Source organism: Micromonospora sp. RP3T (assembly GCF_003027925.1).
Taxonomy (GTDB): Bacteria; Actinomycetota; Actinomycetes; order Mycobacteriales; family Micromonosporaceae; genus Micromonospora.
Genome location: NZ_PYPS01000016.1, coordinates 89,665 through 107,416 on the forward strand (window position 1 = coordinate 89,665; position 17,752 = coordinate 107,416).

Below are 17,752 nucleotides of genomic sequence, written 5' to 3' on the forward strand. Positions count from 1 at the left end.
GCATCCCCACGGGGGTGCCGGGCCCGTCGCCGTCAACGGGAGGTACGAGGTGGACGAGCGGACCCGGCTGCGGCTGGACGTCTCGTACGACGGCACCGACTTCTCCGGGTGGGCGCCCCAGCCCACCCGGCGCACGGTCGCCGGCGTGCTCATGGCGACGCTGGACCTGGTGCTCGGCGCCGGCACGGTCACCGGGCTCACCGTGGCCGGGCGGACCGACGCCGGGGTGCACGCCACCGGGCAGGTCTGCCACCTGGACCTGCCGACCGAGGTGTGGCGGGCGCACGAGGGGCGGCTGCTGCGCCGGCTGGCCCGGCTGCTCCCGCCGGACGCCCGGGTACGCGCGATGACCGAGGTGCCGGCCGACTTCGACGCCCGGTTCTCGGCCACCTTCCGGCGTTACGAGTACCGGGTCACCGACGCGCCGTGGGGCGCCGAGCCGCTGCGTCGGCGGGACACGCTGGCCTGGCCGAAGCCGCTGGACCGGGCCGCGTTGAACGAGGCCGCGGCCGGTCTGGTGGGCGAGCACGACTTCGCCGCGTACTGCCGGCGCAAGGAGAACGCCACCACGCTGCGCGAGGTGACCCGGCTGGACTGGCGGCGCGACCCGGACGGGATCCTGGTCGCCACCGTGCAGGCCGACGCGTTCTGCCAGAACATGGTGCGCAGTCTGGTCGGCGCCATGCTGGTCGCCGGTGACGGCCGGCGGCCGGTCGAGTGGCCGGCCGGGCTGCTGACCCGCCGGGAGCGGTCCAGCGAGGTCACCGTGGCGCCCGCGCACGGCCTCGCGCTGGTCGAGGTCGGCTACCCGGCCGACCCGGCGGAGTACGCCCGCCGCGCCGAGCGGACCCGCCGGCTGCGGGTCCCGGTCGCCGAGGGCTGAGCCCGCCGGTCGCCGAGGCGGTGCCGGCCGGTCGGGAGACGGCGAACGGCCCGCCACCCGAGTGGATGGCGGGCCGGGGAAGTGCCGCTTCAGTCGTCGGTGCCGCGCTGGCCGGCGCTGTCCTCGGTCGGACCGTCGGTGGGCTGGCCGGCGGTGCCGCCGGCGGCCCGGTGGTCCAGCACGTTCCGGTTCAGGTGCAGCTCGATCAGGTCGAACATGATCTCGCGGGCGACCGCGTCGTCGGTCGGGATCCGTTCCCCATCCGCGCGGGTGACCAGGCAGAAGGCCAGGTAGTGGCCGCGTACCTGCCAGCCGACCCGGGCGGCGGCCTTCTCCACCGCCTCGGTGCCCTCACCCGCCGGCAGGCCCCGGAGCCGTCCCTGGCGGTCGTCCAGCAGCGGCCGGATCCGGTCCCGTACCCGCTGGGCGCTGGCCAGGTCGGTCAGGTTGAACAGGCCGGCGGTGAGCAGGTGGTCGCCGTCGGGGGAGCGGAGCGTGCCCCGGACGACCTGGTTGCACCCGAGCCGGACCAGCAGGTCGGCGATCTCGCCGGTGGCCGATACCGCGCAGTCGGTGCTGGCCTGCGTCTTGAGCACCCGGTACGCCGGCTTGCCGTCGGTGACCACGAGTTGCTTGCCCGGGAACAGTTCCTTGGCGGTGAGCGTCGCCTGGTCGGTGTCCCGGGAGTCCAGGTCGGACCGGCCGGGCACGCTCGACTCGGTCGCCTGCGGCGGTGGGGTCTGCTCGCTCGTCGGCGGCGTGTCGGCCCGCTCGTCGAGCAGCGCCGCGACGGCCAGGCCGGTGAGGGAGAGCAGGAGCAGCACGGCGGCGCCGCCGACCAGCGCCTGCCAGAACCGGCCACCGCCGCGGCGGCCGGCTCGCCGGTTCCGTGACTGGTCGGGCAGGCTCGCGGTGCGGAACGTCGGGCTGGCCGGGATCGGCACGGTCGGGCGTGCCGTCGCGGCCGGCACCGGCTGCGGCACCGGCGGGGCGGGCTGGGGCACCGGCGCGGGCTCCCGGGGCGGCGTGGGCACCGGTGCGGGCGGTGCGGGTGGCGCGGGGGCGGGTGCCCGGGCGTCGTCGAGGGCCGGGCGGGCGGCCCGGGCCGGTGGCAGCGACGGCGTGGGGAAGCGGGACGGCGACGGGCCCGCCGGTGGCGGCGTCGCGACCACGGGCCCGACCGGGGCCGGCCCGGGCTCCGGATATTCGAGGAAGGCGTCCTCATCGGACTCGTACCGGTACACCATGTGGGATAGAGTAGGGCCGATTATCCCTTTCAGGGGGAATATCGGGAAATTCCGACGGGGTGGCGTCGCTCCCTGCCCGCCGTACCGTCGCCCGGCCCGCCACCCGCCGGTGCGAGAATGCCCGCGTGACCGGCGACCACTACTTCACCGCTGAGCCCACGACCCCGGCCCGCCCACGCGAGGTCGAGTTCTCCGTCGCCGGGCGCGACTACACGCTCACCTCGGCCGGCGGGGTCTTCTCCGCCGACCGGCTCGACCCCGGCACCGCCGTGCTGCTGCGCAAGGCCGACCTGCCGGCCGCCGACGCCGCCGGCCCGCTGCTCGACATCGGCTGCGGGTTCGGCCCGATCACCTGCGTCCTCGCCACGGTCGCGCCGGCCGCCACGGTCTGGGCGGTGGACGTCAACGAACGGGCCCGCGCGCTCACCACGGCCAACGCCGCCCGCGTCGACGCGGCCGACCGGGTCCACGCCGTCGCCCCGGACGACCTGCCGGCGGACGTCACGTTCGCGCAGATCTGGTCGAACCCGCCGATCCACATCGGCAAGGCCGAACTGCACGACCTGCTGCTGCGCTGGCTGCCCCGGCTCACCCCGGACGGCGTGGCCTGGCTGGTCGTGGCCCGGCACCTCGGCGGCGACTCGCTGCACCGCTGGCTGGTCGAGCAGGGGTGGCAGGTGCAGCGGCACGCCAGCCAGAAGGGCTACCGGGTGCTCCGCGTCACCCGGTAATCCGGTGTCGGCCGGGCCGTCGGCTCGGGCAGGATGCCCGCGTGGGATACGTGGACGTGGCAGGGGTCGGGCACATCCTCCCGGACGGGCGGGAGTTGTTCCGCGACGTGTCGTTCCGGGTCGGTGAGGGCGCCAAGGTGGCGCTCGTCGGCCCCAACGGCGCCGGCAAGACGACGCTGCTCCGGATGGTCGCCGGCGACCTGCCGGTGCCCACCGGCGCGATCGCCCGCGCCGGCGGGCTCGGCGTGATGCGGCAGTTCATCGGCATGATCGGTGACGAGTCGACGCTCGCCGACCTGGCCCTGTCACTCGCGCCGCCCGCGCTGCGCGACGCCGGGCGCCGGCTGGTCGAGACCGAGGCGGCCATGCGGACGGCCGAGGTCCGCGGCAAGTTCAGCTCCGCCGCCGGCAAGGCCCAGCTCGCGTACGCCGACGCGCTGGCCGCCTGGGGCGAAGTCGGCGGGTACGACGCCGAGGTGCTCTTCGACACCGTCACCACCATCGTGCTGGACCTGCCGTGGGACGCCGCCCGCGACCGACCGGTCCGGACGCTCTCCGGCGGCCAGCAGAAACGCTTCGCGCTGGAGCTGCTGCTGCGCGGCCCGGACGAGGTGCTGCTGCTCGACGAGCCGGACAACTTCCTCGACGTGCCCGGCAAACGGTGGCTGGAGGCGCGGCTGCGGGAGTCCGCCAAGTCGGTGCTCTACGTCTCGCACGACCGGGAGCTGCTGGCGCAGACCGCCGACCGGGTGGTCGCAGTGGAGGGCGGCAGCGCCTGGGTGCACCCGGGCGGCTTCGCGAGCTGGCACGACGCGCGGGTGGCCCGGCACGCCCGCCTCGACGAGCTGCGCCGGCGCTGGGACGAGGAACACCAGAAGCTGCGCGAACTGATGCTGATGTACAAGCAGAAGGCCGCGTACAACGACGGGCTGGCCTCCCGCTACCAGGCCGCGCAGACCCGGCTGCGCAAGTTCGAGGAGGCCGGGCCGCCGCCCGTACCCCCGAAGGACCAGGACATCCGGATGCGGCTGACCGGCGGGCGGACCGGCAAGCGCGCGGTGATCGCCGAGCAGCTGGAGCTGGACGGCCTGACCTACCCGTTCGACCTGGAACTCTGGTACGGCGACCGGGTCGCGGTGCTCGGCGCGAACGGGACCGGCAAGTCGCACTTCCTGCGTCTGCTGGCGCGTGGCGGCACCGACCCCGAGCCGGGCAACACGCCCGTCGACGGCGCCGCCGCGCTCGCGCCGGTCGCGCACGGCGGCGTGGTGCGGCTCGGCGCCCGGGTCCGGCCGGGGCACTTCTCGCAGACCCACGACCGCCCGGAGCTGATGGCGAAGACGCTTGTCGAGGTGCTGTGGCGCGGCGACGAGCACCGGGCCGGCATGGACCGGCACGCGGCCATGGCGGCGCTGTCCCGCTACGAGCTGGCCGGCCAGGGCGACCAGCGCTTCGGCACGCTCTCCGGCGGCCAGCAGGCCCGTTTCCTGGTGCTGCTGCTGGAGCTGTCCGGGGCCACGCTGCTGCTGCTCGACGAGCCGACCGACAACCTCGACCTGGCCTCCGCCGAGGCGCTGGAGGCCGGGCTGACCGCGTTCGACGGCACGGTGGTCGCGGTGACGCACGACAGGTGGTTCACCCGCACCTTCGACCGCTTCGTGCTGTTCCGCGGCGACGGGGACGTGGTGGAGACGCCGGAGCCGGTCTGGGACGTCGGATGATCGACCAGGAGCTGGTCGGCCGGCTCTGCGCGGTCGACGGCGTGGTCGCGGTGGCGCTCGGCGGCAGCCGGGCTCGCGGCGAACACCGGCCCGACTCCGACTGGGACGTCGGCCTCTACTACCGGGGTACGCCGGACGTGGCCGGGCTGCGCGCGGTCGCCGACTCGGTCGCCGACAGCCCGGTGGACCTCACCACGCCCGGCGGCTGGGGACCCTGGGTCGACGGCGGTGGTTGGCTGCGCGTCGGCGGGGTGGCGGTGGACTGGATCTACCGGGACCTGGACCGGGTGCACCGGGTCTGGACGGACTGCCGCGCCGGCCGCTACACGGTCGAGGTGCAGGCCGGGCACCCGCTCGGGTTCTACTCCCACGCGTACGCCGGGGAGGTGGCGCTGGGTCGGGTGCTGGGCGACCCGACCGGCGAGCTGGCCGCGCTGCGGGCCGAGACCGTCCACTACCCGCCCGCGCTCGGCGCGGCACTCGTGGCCGGCGGCTGGGAGACCGGCCTGCTGCTCGACGGCGCGGCCAAGGGCGCGGCCGGTGGCGACGGCGGGTACGTGGCCGGGTGCCTGTTCCGGGTGGTCGGCGTGCTGGCGCAGGCGCTGCACGGCCGGGCCGGGCGATGGCTGGTCAACGAGAAGGGCATGCTCGCCTCGGCCGGGCGGCTGCCGGGCGCGCCACCGGACTTCACCGCCCGGGCGCAGGCGCTGCTCGGCGCGCTGGGGCGGACCCCCGCCGAGCTGGCGGCGACTGTCGGTGCCGCCCGGGCGCTCGCCGCCGACACGCTGGGCTGAGACGCCCGGCCGGCGGGTCCGGTCCGGTGGCGGCCGGCCGGGCTCGTCCCGGTGCGCGGGCGGCGGCGGGCATAGGGTGGACTCGTGAGTGAGATGACCTACCGTCGGCTGGGCGACTCCGGGCTCGTGGTGTCCGTGGTCGGCATCGGCTGCAACAACTTCGGCCGCAAACTCGACAGCGACGGCACCCGGGCGGTGGTCGACGCCGCGCTCGACGCCGGGATCAACTTCTTCGACACCGCCGACATCTACGGCGAACCGCAGGGCGGCTCCGAGGAGCTGCTCGGTCAGGCGCTCAAGGGGCGCCGCGACGACGTGGTGGTCGCCACCAAGTTCGGCATGGACATGCACGGCGCGAACGGGCCGGATCACGGCGCCCGGGGCGCCCGGCGCTACGTCGCCCGCGCGGTCGAGGCGTCGCTGCGCCGGCTCGGCACCGACCACATCGACCTCTACCAGATGCACGAGCCGGACCCGGGCACGCCGATCGACGAGACGCTCGCCGCGCTGGACGACCTGGTGACCGCCGGCAAGGTGCGTTACCTCGGCAACTCCAACTTCGCCGGCTGGCAGATCGCCGACGCCGACTGGACCGCGTCGTCGCAGGGACGCACCCGGTTCATCTCCGCGCAGAACCACTACTCGCTGCTGGAGCGGGGGGTGGAGGACGAGGTCATCCCGGCCTGCGAGCGGTTCGGCCTCGGCATGCTGCCGTTCTTCCCGCTGGCCAACGGGCTGCTCACCGGCAAGTACAAGCGGGGCGAGGCACCCCCGACGGGCAGCCGGCTGGCCGGCGGCGGCCGGTACGCCGAGCGGCTGGCGGCGGCGCGCTGGGACACCATCGAGGCCATCGAGGCGTACGCCGCCGAGCGTGGGATCACCATGCTCCAGGTGGCCATCGGCGGGCTGGCCGCCCGGCCGGCGGTGACCTCGGTGATCGCCGGCGCGACCACCCCGGACCAGGTACGCGCCAACGCCGACGCGGGCACCTGGCAGCCCACCGACGAGGACCTGGACGCCCTCGACGCCCTGCTCTGACGTCCCGCCCGCCGGTTGGGCGGGCAACTCGGTGGGTGGAACGCTCGACGGTCACCCGCCGTCCCGGTCCGCCGGGCGGTACGGTCCTGGGAAAAAACTCACCCGGTCTTCCGTACGGCGGGGAGGCGTCGTACGGTAGGCCGCAAGTGACCCACGGGAGCCCGGTGTGGACCGGGCTGAGAGGGGGGCTGACAGCCCCCGACCGTCGAACCTGATCCGGGTAATGCCGGCGCAGGGAGGAGCGTTGCCGTGCCGTCCCTGGGACGACTGCATCTCATCACCGACACCCGACCGGGGCGGGATCCGCTCGGCGTGCTGCGTGCCGCCCTGCCGGTGGGCCGCGCCGAACTCGTCGTGCAGGTCCGCGTGACGGACGACGCCACCGACCGGGAGGCGTACGAGCTGGCCCGCCGGGTGGTCGAGGCGTGCCGGCCGTACGGCACGTGCTGCCTGGTCAACGACCGGTTGCACGTGGCGCTCGCGGTGGGCGCGGCCGGTGGCCACGTCGGGGCGGACGACCTGCCGGTGGCCGCCGCCCGCCGGGTGCTCGGCGTCGACGCGCTGCTCGGCGCGACCGTCCGGGAGCCGGGCGCCGCCCGGGCCGCGGTCGCCGCCGGAGCGAGCTACCTGGGCGTGGGCCCCTGCCACGCCACCACCACCAAGCCGGGGCTGCCCGCGCCGATCGGCCCGGCCGGGGTACGCGCGGTCACCGACGCGGTGACCGTGCCGGTGATCGCCATCGGTGGGGTGACCGCCACGGCGGTGCCGGCGCTGCGGGCGGCCGGGGCGTACGGGGTGGCGGTGGTCGGCGCGCTGTCCGAGGCGGCCGACCCCGCGCACGCCACCGCCGAGCTGCTCGGTGCGCTGACGTGTTAAGCGGGGGCCCCTCCTCTACCGGAAGCGTTAACAGGGGGCCCCTCCTTTCCGAGGTGGGGGTGGTGGGGGCGGGGCCGGTGGGGCTCGCGATCGCGTGGCGGTGCGCGCAGCGCGGGCTGCGGGTGAGCGTGTACGACGACCGGCCCGGGTCGGGCGCGTCGCGGGTGGCCGCCGGCATGCTCGCCCCGGTCGCCGAGGCGTACTTCGGCGAGCGGGAGCTGACCGGGCTGCTCGTCGAGTCCGCGGGCCGGTGGCCGGCGTTCGCCGCCGAGCTGGCCGAGGCGAGCGGCGTCGACCTGGGCCACCGCACCGAGGGCACGTTGGTGGTCGGGCTCACCGCCGACGACCTGGCCGAGGCGGAGCGGCTGTGGTCGTACCAGCAGGGGTTGGGATTGCCGATCACGCCGCTGCGCCCGTCGGCGCTGCGTGACCGCGAGCCGGCGCTGGCCACCCGGGTACGCGGCGGCGCGGTCGCGCCCGGCGACCACCAGGTCGACCCGCGCCGCCTGGTCGCCGCGCTGCGGGTCGCGGCGGAGCGGGCCGGCGTGACGTTCCGGCCGACGCGGGTCGGCGCGCTGTCCGAGGTGGACGCGCGGGTCATCGTGGTCGCGGCCGGCTGCGGCGCGGCGGCGCTGACCGGGCTGCCGGTCCGGCCGGTGAAGGGCCAGGTGCTGCGGCTCCGCGCGCCCGCCGGCGGTCCGCCGGGCTTCCGGCACGTGATCCGGGGGTACGCCGACGGCGAGCCGGTCTACCTGGTGCCCCGGGCCGGCGGTGAGGTGGTGGTCGGCGCCACCGTGGAGGAACGCGCGGACGTCGAGGTGACCGCCGGCGGTGTGCTGCGGCTGCTCCGCGCCGCCGCCGAGCTGGTCCCCGAGCTGACCGAGTACGCGCTGGTGGAGGCCGTCGCCGGGCGGCGTCCGGGCACGCCGGACAACGCGCCGGTGATCGGGGCGCTGCCCGGCCGGCCCGGCGTGCTCGCCGCCACCGGGCACCACCGGCACGGCATCGTGCTCACCCCGGTCACCGCCGACCTGGTCACCGAACTGATCGTCAACGGCGAGCCGGATCCGGCGCTCGCCCCCTTCAGCGCGGCACGGTTTTCGAAGGAGCGCCTGTGGAACTGATCGTCAACGGCACCGGGCGGACGCTGCCCGACGGCGTCTCGCTCGCCGAGGTGGTCCGCGCGGTCACCGGTCAGCAGCGCGGCCTCGCGGTCGCGGTCAACGGCGAGGTGGTGCCGCGCGGCGGTTGGCCGGCGAGCGTGCTGCGCGACGGCGACCGCGTCGAGGTGCTCAGCGCCGCGCAGGGCGGGTGACCGGGATGTCCCTGGAGATCGGCGGTGTGCCGGTCGGCTCCCGGCTGGTGCTCGGCACCGGCGGCGCGGCCAGCCTGGACGTGCTGGAGGCGGCGGTCCGGGCGTCCGGCACGGAGGTGGTGACGCTGGCGCTGCGCCGGGTCGACACCACGCCGGGTGGCGCGGGCGGGCTGCTCGACCTGGTGGAGCGGTGCGGGCTACGGCTGCTGCCGAACACGGCCGGCTGCCGGACCGCGGTGGAGGCGGTGAAGACGGCGCACCTGGCCCGGGAGGCGTTCGACACCGACTGGGTGAAACTGGAGGTGATCGGCGACGAGCGCACGCTGCTGCCCGACGGGGTGGAGCTGCTGCGCGCCGCCGAGGAGCTGGTCGCCGACGGGTTCACCGTGCTGCCGTACACCTCGGACGATCCGGTGCTGGCCCGGCGGCTGGCCGACGTCGGCTGCGCCGCGGTGATGCCGGCCGGGTCGCCGATCGGCTCCGGTCTGGGCATCGGCAACCCGCATCACATCCGGCTGATCCGGCAGGCCGTCGACGTGCCGGTGATCCTCGACGCCGGTATCGGCACCGCCTCCGACGCCGCGCTCGCCATGGAGCTGGGCTGCGACGGGGTGCTGCTGGCCAGCGCCGTCACCCGCGCCGCCGACCCGGTGGCGATGGCCACCGCCATGCGCCACGCGGTCGAGGCCGGCCGCCTCGCGTACGGCGCCGGCCGCATCCCACGCCGCTCCCACGCGCTCCCGTCCACCCCCGACGACGGCCGGCCCGACCTGTGACCCCCGGTCCCGCTGCCGGCGATCCTGGTACGCGCGCGCCCTTCCGGGGGCGGATCAGTACCAAGATCAGCCGCGGTCCGGGAGGCGTGGTGCTGCTGACCGATCGGCGGGTCGCGCGGGGGGCGCTCGTCGAGGTGGTGGCGGCGGCCGTCGGTGGGGGAGTGCGGTGGGTGGTGCTGCGGGAGAAGGACCTGCCGCGCGCCGAGCGACTGGCGTTCGCCGTCGCGCTGCGCGCGGTCCTGGCCGACGTCGGCGGCACGCTGATCGTGGCCGGACCGGACCCGCTCGACGGCGACGCCGTGCACCTGCCGGCCGCCGGCCCGTACCCGCCGCCGCGCCTCGGGCTGGTCGGCCGCTCCTGCCACGACGCCGCCGAACTGGCGCGACTGACCACCGAGGACTACGCCACGCTGTCCCCGGTCCTCCCCACCCGCACCAAACCCGGCTACGGCCCACCCCTGGGGCCGGCCGAACTCAGCCGACTAGTGACCGCAAGCCCGGTGCCGGTGCTCGCACTCGGCGGCATCGAGACCCCGGACCAGGTGCGGGCGTGCGCCGACGCGGGCGCGGCCGGCGTCGCCGTGCTCGGCGCGCTCATGCGGGCACCCGACCCGGCGGCGACCGCCGCCACGCTGGGCAGCGCCTTCGAGGAGGCGGCCACCCCGGTGCCGCGCGCCCCCCACCCGACGGCGGAGATCCACCCGAGAGGGCTGCGGCCGACCGTGCCCACGCAGGGATCAAGCCTGACCGCCCGGAGTGGGCACGGTCGGCCGCAGCCCCCCACCGCGAACCATAAGGAAACACAGTGACGCCGCAGGTAGTACTCACCATCGCCGGCTCCGACTCCGGCGGCGGCGCCGGCATCCAGGCGGACCTGAAGACGTTCGCCGCGCTCGGCGCGTACGGGACGAGCGTGCTCACGGCCGTCACCGCGCAGAACACGCGCGGCGTGGACGCCGTCCTGCCGCTGCCCCCGCAGACCGTCCGCGACCAGCTCGACAGCGTGCTCCGCGACTTCGACGTCCGGGCCGTGAAGACCGGCATGCTCGGCACGCCGGCGGTCGCCGAGGCGGTCGCCGGGGCGGCCCGGGACGGGCGACTGCCCCGGCTCGTCGTCGACCCGGTGCTGGTCGCCACCAGCGGGCACCGGCTCGGCGTGACGGAGGCGGTCGAGCGGCTGCTGCCGTACGCCGAAGTGACGACGCCGAACTGCGCGGAGGCCGCCGCCCTCACCGGACGCCCGGTCGGCACGGTCGAGGAGATGGTCGCCGCCGCCGAGGCGCTGGCCGCGCGCGGGCCGACGTTCGTGGTGGTGACCGGCGGCGACATCGACGCGGCCGGCGAGTCGGTGGACGTGCTGGCCGGCGGCGGCACCACGCGGCTGCTGCGCGCGCCCCGGGTGGACACCCGGCACAACCACGGCACCGGCTGTTCGTTCGCCGCCGCCGTCGCGGTCCGGCTGGCGGCCGGCGACGCGGTGCCGGTCGCGGTGGCCGCCGCCAAGGAGTACGTGACCCGCGCGCTGACCGGCGCGCGGGGCTGGGAGCTGGGCGCGGGACGCGGCCCGCTGGACCACTTCGGCTGGTCCGCTTGAGCGACAGGGAGGCTGTCATGCAGGCACGTCGCAAGGTGTACGTGGAAGGGTCGCGGCCGGACATCCGGGTGCCGTTCGCGGAGGTGACGCTGGCCGGGGACAACCCGCCGGTGCGGCTCTACGACACCTCGGGCCCGGGATCGGACCCGGAGGTGGGGCTGCCCGCGCTGCGCGGGCCGTGGATCGCCGAGCGGGGCGACGTCGCGCCGGTGCGGGGCGCGGGCAGCCCGCTGGCCGGAGCCCGGCCGACCCAGCTCGCGTACGCCCGGGCCGGGACCGTTACGCCGGAGATGGAGTTCGTGGCGATCCGGGAGGGCGTCACGCCGGAGTTCGTCCGGGACGAGATCGCCGCCGGGCGGGCCGTGCTGCCGCTCAACGTCAACCACCCGGAGTGCGAGCCGGCGATCATCGGCAAGGCGTTCCTGGTGAAGGTGAACGCCAACATCGGCACCTCGGCGGTCACTTCGTCGGTGGCCGAGGAGGTGGAGAAGCTCACCTGGGCCACCCGGTGGGGCGCGGACACCGTGATGGACCTCTCCACCGGCAAGCGGATCCACCAGACCCGCGAGGCGATCGTGCGCAACGCGCCGGTGCCGATCGGCACCGTGCCGATCTACCAGGCGCTGGAGAAGGTCGGCGGGGACCCGGTGAAGCTGAGCTGGGAGGTGTTCCGGGAGACCGTGATCGAGCAGGCCGAGCAGGGCGTCGACTACATGACCGTGCACGCCGGCGTGCTGCTGCCGTACGTGCCGCTGGCCGTGGACCGGGTCACCGGCATCGTCTCCCGGGGCGGTTCGATCATGGCGGCCTGGTGCCTGGCGCACCACGAGGAGAACTTCCTCTACACGAACTTCCCGGAGCTGTGCGCGCTGCTGGCGAAGTACGACGTGACGTTCTCGCTCGGTGACGGGCTGCGCCCCGGGTCCATCGCGGACGCCAACGACGAGGCGCAGTTCGCCGAGCTGCGTACGCTCGGCGAGCTGACCACGGTGGCCTGGGAGCACGACGTCCAGGTGATGATCGAGGGCCCGGGGCACGTGCCGATGCACAAGATCAAGGAGAATGTGGACCTCCAGCAGGAGTGGTGCCACGAGGCGCCGTTCTACACGCTGGGCCCGCTGACCACCGACATCGCGCCCGCGTACGACCACATCACGTCCGCGATCGGCGCTGCCATGATCGGCATGTTCGGCACCGCGATGCTCTGCTACGTGACGCCGAAGGAGCACCTCGGGCTGCCGGACCGGGACGACGTGAAGGCCGGCGTGATCGCGTACAAGATCGCGGCGCACGCGGCCGACCTGGCCAAGGGGCACGCCGGTGCGCAGGCGTGGGACGACGCGCTCTCCAAGGCGCGGTTCGAGTTCCGCTGGGAGGACCAGTTCAACCTGGCGCTCGACCCGGAGACGGCCCGGGCGTACCACGACGCGACGCTGCCGGCCGAGCCGGCCAAGACCGCGCACTTCTGCTCGATGTGCGGACCGAAGTTCTGCTCCATGAAGATCACCCAGGAGCTGAAGGACTATGCGGCGCGGGGTATGCGCGGCAAGTCCGAGGAGTTCGTCGCCGCCGGCTCGCAGGTCTACCTGCCGCTGGCCTGAGCGTGACCGGGGCCGGGCTCGGCCCGGCCCCGGGTCGGCTCAGTCGCGGTGGTGCCGGCCGGTACGCAGGGAGCGGGCGTCGTCGGCGTTGTCGTCCGAGGCGAGTCCGGCGACCCAGTCGACGTACTCGTCGTCGGTCGTGGCGCCCGGCTCGGCGGTCTCGTCGGCCGGCTCCGGGCCGCCCTTGTCCCGGTTGCGCCGGAACAGTCCGCGCCGGGTCTTCGACTTCCCGCCGGCCGCCTCGGCGTCGTCCGCCCCGGCGTGCCGTGCCCGGGACGCCTCCCGGTCGACGTTCCCGGAGCCCGAGCCGGAGCCCGAGTCCGAGCCGGAGCCGGAGCCCGAGTTCGAGCCGGAGCCGGAGCCGGAGCCGGGGCCCGAGCCCGAGCCGGTGGGCTGCTCCGGCACGGTCGTGCCGGTCCTCGCGTCGTCGGTCCGCGCCGGCGCGGACTCCTCGGCAGCGGTCCGGCCGGCCGGGCGGGCGTTGGTGGCGAGCGCGTCCCACCCGGTGCTCCGGCCCGGCTCCGGCAGGCCCTGATGGTGGGGACGGGACGCCGCTTCGGCCCGGTTGGTCGCGTCGTCACCGTCCCGGCCGGTGGCCGGCGTGGTGGCGGCGGCCGAACGGGCCGGCCGGCCGGCCGACGGGGTGATCGGCCAGGCGGGGCGCACGTCCCCTGCTCGTTCGGTGGTGTCCTCGAAGATCGGGAACCGTGGCCGGGGTGACGTGGTCACGGGTCGCTCGGCCGGCTCGGGGTCGAAGAAGAAGCTGCGTGGCCGCCGGGTCGGTTGCGGCGGGGCCGTCGGCTCCCCGGTTCGCGTTCCGCCCGGCATGTCGGCGCCACGCGCGTCGGTGCCGTCCGGGACCGGCCCGGCTGCCGTGGTGGCCGCGTCGGCAGCTCCGGCGCCGTCGGCGGCTCCGATCGCATCGGCAGCCCTGGCGGGTCGGGTGGCTCCCACCGTGCCGGCGGCCCGGAGCGGGCCGGCGGTGTCGACGGCGTCGGTGGCACCGACCGCCGTGACCGGTGTGGCTGGGGACGGCGTGGCTGGGGACGGTGTGGCTGGGGACGGGCCGGCTTCCTCACCGGTGGGACGCGTCGGTCGGGTGCGGCCCGAGCGCCCGGTCCGGGGGGCATCGGCCGGGTCGCCTGCCGCATCGTCCGCGAGCGGTGTGGGCCGGGTGGTGGCGCGGCTCCGGCGGGCCCGGGTGGCGCGCGGCACGGCCTCCGCCCGTCCCGCCGTGACGTCGGCCGTCTGCCCCGCCGTGCCGTCGGACTTCTCCGCCGCGGTGCCGTCGGACTTCTCCGCCGTGGTGCCGTCGGACTTCTGCCTCGCCGACGCGGTGGGCTCACCGGTGGTCGGGATCGTGGCCGTCGTGCGTGCCGGGACGGTGGTCGTCGGCGTGACCGCGACGGACGGCGTGCCGGCCGTCCGGTCGGTGCCGGTCGCCTCCGGTGCGGAAACCGGCCGGATGGTCCCCCGCCCGTCGGCCCCCGGCTCGTCGGCCCCCCGCGCGTCGGTGCGCAGCTCGTCGGCCCCGGTCCCTTCGGTGCCCGGTCCGGTGGTGCCCATTCCGGGCGTGTCGGAGCCGGCCGGAAGCGGCCCGGTCGACGGCTGCGGCTCGGGGCGGCCGGCAGCGAGGACGTCGATGGCCGAGGTGCGCCGGCCCGGCGGCAGCAGGCCGGGCATCGGGGACGTGCGGGCCGGATCCTCGTCGTGCCGGGCGCCGGCCGGCGTGAGCGACCGGGCCGGTCGCTCGTCGTCGGACGACGCCGGACCGGCGTGTCGGGGCGTCGATGACGGCGGCGTGACGGACCCGCCGGCCTCCGGCCAGTCCCAGTGCGCGGGAGCCGGCGCGCCAGCCGTGGCCGGCACCGGTGCGGCGACGGCCGGCGTGGTCGGAACGGGCGCGCTGGCCGGCAGCGGCGCGAGGATGTCGGTCGGGTGGACGGCGTCGGAATTGCCCGGCCGGGGCAGCACCGAGGTGGCGGTCGCGCCGAGCGCCCCGGCCGCGACCGCGATCAGCGCGCCGTAGTAGGGCGCGAGCTGGTAACGGTCGGCCGCCGTGCCGGGACCGGCGGTCAGGTACGCGAACGCCACCAGCACCGGCCCGGCCGCGCCGGCCGCGCCGCCGACCAGTGGCGGATGCCCGGCCCGGCGGGCCAGCACACCGATCGCGCCGCCCGCGAGCAGGGCCAGCGTGGGCAGCAGCAGCATGGCCAGGCGTTGCGCCGCCGGGGCGCCCAGCCAGGACGGTTCGAGCACCCCGAGGCGTACGGTGGCCAGCGGCCGGTTGGCGACGATCGTGGGGGCGACGGAGAGCAGGGCCAGCAGCCAGACGATTCCGGTGGTGATCGCGACGCCCCAGCCGAACGGCGGCTTGAGCAGCACGGCGATCGCCGCGCCGGCGCCCACCACCGCACCAAGGACGGCGCAGATGCCGGCCGCCCAGACCGGGTCGACGGAGCCGCCCAGCTCGGCGGCGCGGGCCGGTTGCATGCAGAGCGGGGCGACCACGATCGCGCCGAGCGCGCTGACCCCGGCGATCGAGAGCAGCTCGGTGGTGCCACCGGGGAGGTCGTCGCGGCGGGCGAGGCGCTCGGTGAGGACGGCCCCGGCGACGGTGGCGACGGCGGCGAACCAGGCGACCCAGACGAGCTGGGCGGGCCAGCGGTTGACCGAGACGTCGACGAACGCGCCGTCGAGGCGGACGACGCCGAAACCGTACGCGACACCGAGCTGGCCGGCAGCGGCCAGCACACTCACCCCGAGCGCCGTGAGCAGCAGCCTGCCCCACGTCCGAAAGGCCATGTCGGGCACGTTACGGCCCGGTGGGGTGGTTCGCCACCTTGCCACCGCGCGGCGCGGCGAACCGCCGCCGGCGTGGCTACTTCAGCTCGACCAGCCGGGCGAGGTAGGTGGTGTCGCCGACATTGGTCAGCATGTGCACCGCCCCGGGGTCGCGGTAGACCACCCCGCCGGTGGGCTCGTCGGCGTCGATCGTGGTGCCGTCGATCGTCTGCACCACGTTCTTCGCGCCCTCGACCGCCACCACCAGATACGGGTGGTCGTGGCGGTGCAGCGGCTGGCGCTCGCCCGGCTCCAGCCGGATGTGCCAGACCCGGACCCGGTCGTTCTCGTAGACGATCTCCTGGCCCACCGGGCCGAGTTCGAGGTCGGCGTGCGCGTGGGTCATCGGGCTCCGTCCAGTTGGGGGAGCACCTCGGCGGCGATCAGCTCCACGTGGTCGAGGTCGTCGAAGTCGATCAGCCGCAGGTGCACCCGGGTGGTCCCGACCGCGGCGAACTCGCCGAGCCGGTCGACGAGCTGGGCGGGGGAGCCGACCACCGGGTCCTCCGGCGGGAGCGCGCTGGCGACGTGCAGTGGCGCGGCCCGCCGCCGCGCCTCGGCGTCGGTGCGCCCGATCGCCACCACGATCCCGGCGGAGAGCGTCAGCGGCGCACGCCCGGACGCGTCGCGCCCGGTGTGGTCGCACGCCTCCCGGACCCGCTCGTAGGCGGCGGCCGTCTCGGCGACGTTCTTGAACGGCATGTTGAACTCGTCGGCGTAGCGGGCGGCCAGCTCGGGAGTGCGCTTGGGGCCCTTGCCGCCGACGATCACCGGTGGGCCGGGCTGCTGCACCGGCTTGGGCAGCGCGGGCGCGTCGACCAGCCGGTAGTGCTCGCCGGTGAAGCTGTACGTCTCGTCGGACGGGGTGCGCCACAGCCCGGTGACGATCTCCAACTGCTCGGCCAGCCGATCGAACCGCTCGTTGACCGGCGGAAACGGAATGCCGTACGCGGTGTGTTCGCGCTCGTACCAGCCGGCGCCGATGCCCAGCTCGACCCGGCCGCCGCTCATCCGGTCGACCTGGGCGACCATCACGGCCAGCGGCCCGGGGAGCCGGAAGGTGGCGGAGGTGACGAGCGTGCCGAGCCGGATCCGGGACGTCTCCCGGGCCAGCGCGGCGAGCGTCAGCCAGGCGTCGGTGGGGCCGGGCGGCGCCGGCTCGTTCCCCATCGACCGGTAGTGGTCGGCCCGGAAGAAGCCCTCGAAGCCGGTCTCCTCGACCAGCCGGGCGAACCGGAGCTGGTCGTCGTAGTCCGCGCCGCGGTGGGGTTCGGTGAAGACCGTGACCCGCATGCTCACCGTCCTCCCGCCGCCGCGGCCCGCGGCGGCGTCTCGACCGGCGTGGCCGGCGGTCCCACCGGACCGGCCGGCGTGGGTACGCCGGCTGCGTCCCGTTCCATCAGCAGTTCGTGCAGCTCGGCGCTGATCCGGGCGACGTCGGCCAGGTGCGCGTGCCGGCCCAGGGTGCGGGGCCGGGGCACGGCCACCTCGACCACCTCGCGGATCCGGCCGGGACGCGGGCTGAGCACGACCACGCGGTCGGCCAGCAGCACCGCCTCGTCGATCGAGTGGGTGACGAAGACGATCGTCGCCTTCGTGTCCATGTGGACCCGTTGCAGCTCGCCGGAGAGTTCCTCCCGGGTGAGCGCGTCGAGCGCGGAGAACGGCTCGTCCATCAGCATCACGCGGGGTGAGCCGATCAGCGACCGGCAGAGTGAGACCCGCTGCTGCATGCCGCCGGACAGCTCGTGCGGGAGGCGCTTCTCGAAGCCGCCCAGCCCGGCCATCTCCAGCAGCGCCCGGGCCCGGTCGCGGTGCTTCGCCCGGCTCCAGCCGAAGATCTCCACCGGCAGCAGCACGTTGTCGAGCACCGTGCGCCAGGGCAGCAGCGCCGGCCGTTGGAACAGCATGGCGACGTCCTGGCGCGGCTTCGTGATCGGCGTGCCGGCGACGGTGATCTCTCCGGCGGTGGCCGGCAGCAGGCCGGCGATCATTCGCAGCAGAGTGGACTTTCCGCAGCCGGACCGGCCGAGGACGGCGACGAACTCACCCTCGGCGACGTCGAGGTCGATGCCGCGCAGCGCCTCCACCCGCCCTGAGCGGCCGTCGAAGGTGCGGGACACCCCGGACAGTCGGATCATCTGCCGGCTCCCTTCCCACGTCGTCCGAATGCGAATCGGGCTAGCGTAGCGGGGCTCGTCCGATCGTTCTGTCGGGGGTGGACGTCAGCTCACCCCCCTTATGCACGTTCGTTTCCGTTCCGCAACCCGGACGGTTGCTGCGCGTCATCTGGCTTCTCGTACGCTGTTGCGCGCGAAGAGTCCCCTCGCGA

General features: G+C 75.6%; 17 protein-coding genes and 1 riboswitch. Of the genes, 12 read left to right on the forward strand and 5 right to left on the reverse strand.

Annotation, left to right across the window (positions count from 1 at the left end):
• Nucleotides 1-49: 49 nt before the first annotated feature.
• Nucleotides 50-883, forward strand: a complete 834-nt coding sequence (gene truA / locus C8054_RS15270) for a tRNA pseudouridine(38-40) synthase TruA (RefSeq protein ID WP_107157452.1) — start codon at nucleotides 50-52, stop codon at nucleotides 881-883.
• An 89-nt stretch (nucleotides 884-972) separates the two neighbouring features.
• Here truA and C8054_RS15275 read toward each other — a convergent pair whose 3' ends face one another.
• Nucleotides 973-2,130 carry a hypothetical protein gene (locus C8054_RS15275; protein ID WP_233219655.1) on the reverse strand — a complete coding sequence of 386 codons (1,158 nt, stop codon included), beginning with the start codon at nucleotides 2,128-2,130 and terminating at the stop codon, nucleotides 973-975.
• Between the two features lie 125 nt (nucleotides 2,131-2,255).
• On the opposite strand from C8054_RS15275, the gene C8054_RS15280 reads away from it, so the two are divergent.
• The 11 genes from C8054_RS15280 to thiC all read left to right on the forward strand — a co-directional run bounded on the left by C8054_RS15280 (nucleotide 2,256) and on the right by thiC (nucleotide 12,576).
• Entirely contained in the window at nucleotides 2,256-2,861 is a 606-nt protein-coding gene (locus C8054_RS15280; RefSeq protein WP_107157453.1) for a class I SAM-dependent methyltransferase, read from the forward strand.
• Between the two features lie 41 nt (nucleotides 2,862-2,902).
• Entirely contained in the window at nucleotides 2,903-4,582 is a 1,680-nt protein-coding gene (locus tag C8054_RS15285; RefSeq protein WP_107157454.1) for an ABC-F family ATP-binding cassette domain-containing protein, read from the forward strand.
• The gene (locus C8054_RS15290) at nucleotides 4,579-5,376 is read left to right on the forward strand and encodes a nucleotidyltransferase family protein (protein WP_107157455.1); all 798 of its coding nucleotides are present in this window, start codon (nucleotides 4,579-4,581) and stop codon (nucleotides 5,374-5,376) included. Before C8054_RS15285 ends, C8054_RS15290 begins: the two co-directional genes overlap by 4 nt.
• Nucleotides 5,377-5,469: 93 nt before the next feature.
• Nucleotides 5,470-6,414: an aldo/keto reductase gene (locus C8054_RS15295; protein WP_107157456.1), complete on the forward strand. Its 945-nt coding sequence runs from the start codon at nucleotides 5,470-5,472 to the stop codon at nucleotides 6,412-6,414.
• A gap of 143 nt (nucleotides 6,415-6,557) precedes the next feature.
• Nucleotides 6,558-6,669, forward strand: a riboswitch (TPP riboswitch).
• On the forward strand, nucleotides 6,664-7,290 hold the full coding sequence (gene thiE / locus C8054_RS15300) for a thiamine phosphate synthase (RefSeq protein ID WP_107157457.1): 627 nt from the start codon (nucleotides 6,664-6,666) through the stop codon (nucleotides 7,288-7,290). Its footprint overlaps the riboswitch before it by 6 nt.
• A complete protein-coding gene (thiO, locus tag C8054_RS15305) occupies nucleotides 7,284-8,414 on the forward strand; it encodes a glycine oxidase ThiO (RefSeq protein ID WP_199199765.1) in 1,131 nt (376 codons plus the stop codon). The genes thiE and thiO overlap by 7 nt, the downstream gene beginning before the upstream one ends.
• Nucleotides 8,405-8,605 carry a sulfur carrier protein ThiS gene (gene thiS, locus C8054_RS15310; RefSeq protein WP_107157459.1) on the forward strand — a complete coding sequence of 67 codons (201 nt, stop codon included), beginning with the start codon at nucleotides 8,405-8,407 and terminating at the stop codon, nucleotides 8,603-8,605. Before thiO ends, thiS begins: the two co-directional genes overlap by 10 nt.
• Nucleotides 8,602-9,381 carry a thiazole synthase gene (locus C8054_RS15315; RefSeq protein WP_306766819.1) on the forward strand — a complete coding sequence of 260 codons (780 nt, stop codon included), beginning with the start codon at nucleotides 8,602-8,604 and terminating at the stop codon, nucleotides 9,379-9,381. Before thiS ends, C8054_RS15315 begins: the two co-directional genes overlap by 4 nt.
• Nucleotides 9,382-9,446: 65 nt before the next feature.
• Nucleotides 9,447-10,190, forward strand: coding sequence for a thiamine phosphate synthase (locus C8054_RS15320; protein WP_107157500.1), 744 nt, complete (start codon nucleotides 9,447-9,449; stop codon nucleotides 10,188-10,190).
• Nucleotides 10,187-10,975 carry a bifunctional hydroxymethylpyrimidine kinase/phosphomethylpyrimidine kinase gene (gene thiD / locus C8054_RS15325; RefSeq protein ID WP_107157460.1) on the forward strand — a complete coding sequence of 263 codons (789 nt, stop codon included), beginning with the start codon at nucleotides 10,187-10,189 and terminating at the stop codon, nucleotides 10,973-10,975. The genes C8054_RS15320 and thiD overlap by 4 nt, the downstream gene beginning before the upstream one ends.
• 17 nt (nucleotides 10,976-10,992) lie before the next feature.
• A complete protein-coding gene (gene thiC / locus C8054_RS15330) occupies nucleotides 10,993-12,576 on the forward strand; it encodes a phosphomethylpyrimidine synthase ThiC (RefSeq protein ID WP_107157461.1) in 1,584 nt (527 codons plus the stop codon).
• Nucleotides 12,577-12,615: 39 nt separating this feature from the next.
• Here the strand turns inward: thiC and C8054_RS15335 are convergent, their stop codons facing one another.
• From C8054_RS15335 to C8054_RS15350, 4 genes are all read right to left on the reverse strand, one after another.
• Complete coding sequence (locus C8054_RS15335) at nucleotides 12,616-15,381, reverse strand: hypothetical protein (protein ID WP_107157462.1); 2,766 nt, start codon at nucleotides 15,379-15,381, stop codon at nucleotides 12,616-12,618.
• A gap of 76 nt (nucleotides 15,382-15,457) precedes the next feature.
• On the reverse strand, nucleotides 15,458-15,766 hold the full coding sequence (locus tag C8054_RS15340) for a cupin (RefSeq protein ID WP_107157463.1): 309 nt from the start codon (nucleotides 15,764-15,766) through the stop codon (nucleotides 15,458-15,460).
• The gene (locus C8054_RS15345; RefSeq protein WP_107157464.1) at nucleotides 15,763-16,713 is read right to left on the reverse strand and encodes an LLM class F420-dependent oxidoreductase; all 951 of its coding nucleotides are present in this window, start codon (nucleotides 16,711-16,713) and stop codon (nucleotides 15,763-15,765) included. Before C8054_RS15345 ends, C8054_RS15340 begins: the two co-directional genes overlap by 4 nt.
• 2 nt (nucleotides 16,714-16,715) lie before the next feature.
• Nucleotides 16,716-17,561, reverse strand: coding sequence for an ABC transporter ATP-binding protein (locus C8054_RS15350; protein ID WP_107157465.1), 846 nt, complete (start codon nucleotides 17,559-17,561; stop codon nucleotides 16,716-16,718).
• Nucleotides 17,562-17,752: the final 191 nt, after the last annotated feature.

Coding starts and splice junctions, on each gene's coding strand:
- C8054_RS15290 (WP_107157455.1), top strand. CDS start 4,579: ATGATCGACCAGGAGCTGGTCGGCCGGCTCTGCGCGGTCGACGGCGTG.
- thiC (WP_107157461.1), top strand. CDS start 10,993: ATGCAGGCACGTCGCAAGGTGTACGTGGAAGGGTCGCGGCCGGACATC.
- C8054_RS15340 (WP_107157463.1), bottom strand. CDS start 15,766: ATGACCCACGCGCACGCCGACCTCGAACTCGGCCCGGTGGGCCAGGAG.
- C8054_RS15275 (WP_233219655.1), bottom strand. CDS start 2,130: ATGGTGTACCGGTACGAGTCCGATGAGGACGCCTTCCTCGAATATCCG.
- C8054_RS15350 (WP_107157465.1), bottom strand. CDS start 17,561: ATGATCCGACTGTCCGGGGTGTCCCGCACCTTCGACGGCCGCTCAGGG.
- C8054_RS15335 (WP_107157462.1), bottom strand. CDS start 15,381: ATGGCCTTTCGGACGTGGGGCAGGCTGCTGCTCACGGCGCTCGGGGTG.
- C8054_RS15295 (WP_107157456.1), top strand. CDS start 5,470: ATGACCTACCGTCGGCTGGGCGACTCCGGGCTCGTGGTGTCCGTGGTC.
- C8054_RS15345 (WP_107157464.1), bottom strand. CDS start 16,713: ATGCGGGTCACGGTCTTCACCGAACCCCACCGCGGCGCGGACTACGAC.